A 2,550-nucleotide genomic window follows, 5' to 3' on the forward strand; every position below is an offset into this window, starting at 1 on the left:
AAAATGAAGCTCTTTTAAAAATCCATCGTATAGGTATTTGTGGCACAGATTACCACGCTTATCGTGGTCGTCAGCCATTTTTTTCGTATCCACGTGTACTTGGGCATGAGCTTGGTGCTGAAGTGATTGGTTTAGGAAGTGGAGCGGGAGCAAACGGCATCAAAATCGGCGATAAGGTTTCGGTTGAGCCTTATCTCAATTGTGGTGTTTGTCAGCCTTGCCAAAACGGCAAGACTAACTGCTGTGAAAGTCTAAAAGTTTTAGGAGTGCATATTGATGGAGGCATGGCTGAATATTTGAAAGTGCCTGTAAATAAGCTACATAAATCAGATATTTTGGAGTATGAGCAATTGGCTTTGGTCGAAACGCTGGGCATTGGCTCTCACGCTGTTCAACGTGCCAATGTGACCGAAAACGATATTGTTTTGGTGATAGGAGCGGGGCCAATTGGTTTTTCGGTCATTCAGTTTGCAAAAATTAATGGTGCAAAAATAGCAGTGATGGATTTTAGCAAGCAACGCCTTGATTTTGCCAACGAAGCTATCGGAATTGATGAAAGTATTATTGCTTCAGAAGATTTTTCGTCCGATGATTTAAGAAACATCTTGAAAGGAAATATGCCAACGGTAGTTTTTGATGCCACCGGAAATGCCCAATCAATGATGAAGGCGTTTTCGTATGTAGCTTTTGGTGGAAAACTGGTTTATGTAGGGCTTTTTCAAGGTGATGTTACATTCTTTGACCCTGACTTTCACCGTCGAGAAATTACACTTTTGGCAAGCAGAAATGCTCTTCCTGCTGATTTTAAACATATTATTTCAAAAATGGAAAGTGGGCAAATCAATACTAAGGCTTGGCTTACACACGAAGCTGCTTTTGATGATTTGCCCACAATCTTTGAAACTTGGCTCGACCCAAAATCACAAGTGATAAAGGCAATGGTGGTACTTTGATTTTGTGGAGCGAACATCCTGTTCGCAGTAGGAAATTAACGAGCAGGATGCGACCGTCGCTCGGTTCGCTCCACAATATTAGAAGAGATTAGTATCAATAAATTCGTTTCTGAATTTACCTTCGGGGTCGTGTTTGGTCATTAATGCCTTGAAATCATTGAGCTTTTCGATTCTTGATTGTAGAACCAATGGTTTCAAGGTGAAAATTTTACCCCAATGTGGTCTTGGATTAAAAGGTGCGAGTGCTTCTTCTACGAGAGGTAGTACTTTTAGCACTTCTTCGGTTTCTTGTTTCCAAGTAAAGTGAAAAGCCACACAAGTTTTTTTATACATCGGACTCATAGGTAAATCATCGCCTGCAATGGCTCTTACTTCGGTGATGAATAAGTGCGGAGAAACTTTTTCGTTGAGCTTTTCGATGGCCATCAGCCCTTCGTAGGCGTTTTCGAAAGCAATAAAAAATTCTGATTGTAATTCTTTGCCGCTACTTGGCGTAAAACCCATTTTGAAGTGTGGCATTCGCTCGTACCATGGACCTTCAACGCCCATTTGGTCGGTACAATTCACGGGGTCGAGGGCTTCGATTGGATGGAGGTTTTTGGTTTGTAGTTTAGCTCCGTAAAATTCGGGGGCAATTTCTTTCATATCATCAGCTTTGCTTTTTATCCAAACTTCACTGATGTTTTTCTTTGTCCAATCGGTAAATAAACTTACACTATATCCTGCTGACATGATAGCTTCAAAATTCTTTTCCAACTCCGCCATCGGCAAGTTTTGATAGACAATCTGCTTCATTTTGAAGGTGGGTTGTAAGGCCAAGGTCATTTTCGTGACTATTCCTAAAGCTCCAAGATTCACAACTGCCATTCCGAATTCTTCGCCATCTTTTTCTTTCGATAAATTAACGATTTCACCTTTGCCATTTACCAATTCCAAAGCCACTACTTGCGTAGCCAGATTCCCATTTTTGATGCCCGAGCCATGTGTGCCTGTGGCACATGCTCCAGCAACAGAAATATGTGGTAATGATGCCAAATTATATAAGGCAAAACCATTTTCATCGAGATATTTACACAAATCTCCATATTTAATGCCAGCCTCAACGGTTATGGTTTGTTTTTCTTTATCGAGCGAAATAATTTTATTGAATTCAGCCGATGAAATTTGATTTTCGGTACTATCGGCAATTTTATTGAAGCAGTGTTTGGTGCCGAGGCCCCGCACTTTCTTTACTTTTTTGATGGTTGCTTGCAATTCGGCAACTGTTTTTGGCGTATGCAAATTATCTGTGCTGTATGTCAGATTGCCCGCCCAGTTGGTTCGTGGGTCAGATTTTGGCTTTTCGGAACAAGAAAATAACTGAGGAAATGCTGCTCCTGCGGCCAAAACTGAAGAAGTTTTGAGGAAAGTTCTTTTGTTCATTCTAATAGGTTTTTGTAAGGTTTGAATAGAGTTTAATAAAAGGTTGTTTTAATAATTTTGGTAAACAAATAAGAGCTAAACAACGTCGGCAAGATTCAGAACCCACAGTGGAACTGCTTACCGACGTTAAAAATCGAACTGTACAATTATTTCACCACTTCAAATAATTCTTTGT

At 40.3% G+C, this 2,550-nt stretch carries 2 protein-coding genes; one reads left to right on the plus strand and one right to left on the minus strand.

Annotated elements, in window-relative coordinates; genetic code table 11:
• Positions 1-953 (plus strand): zinc-binding alcohol dehydrogenase family protein (locus ACOVO2_RS19095; protein WP_421771507.1); only part of this gene is annotated, 953 nt, incomplete at its 5' end.
• Between the two features lie 78 nt (positions 954-1,031).
• On the opposite strand, the gene ACOVO2_RS19100 is transcribed toward ACOVO2_RS19095, so the two are convergent.
• Positions 1,032-2,375 (minus strand): FAD-binding protein, encoded by a 1,344-nt coding sequence (locus tag ACOVO2_RS19100; protein WP_421771508.1) that lies wholly within the window; start codon positions 2,373-2,375, stop codon positions 1,032-1,034.
• Positions 2,376-2,550 lie beyond the last annotated feature (175 nt).

Origin of the sequence: Emticicia sp. (genome assembly GCF_049241225.1) — a bacterium.
GTDB lineage: Bacteria > Bacteroidota > Bacteroidia > Cytophagales > Spirosomataceae > Emticicia.

Excerpts from the sequence above, each read along its gene's own strand:
- ACOVO2_RS19100 (WP_421771508.1), bottom strand. The coding sequence starts at position 2,375 with ATGAACAAAAGAACTTTCCTCAAAACTTCTTCAGTTTTGGCCGCAGGA.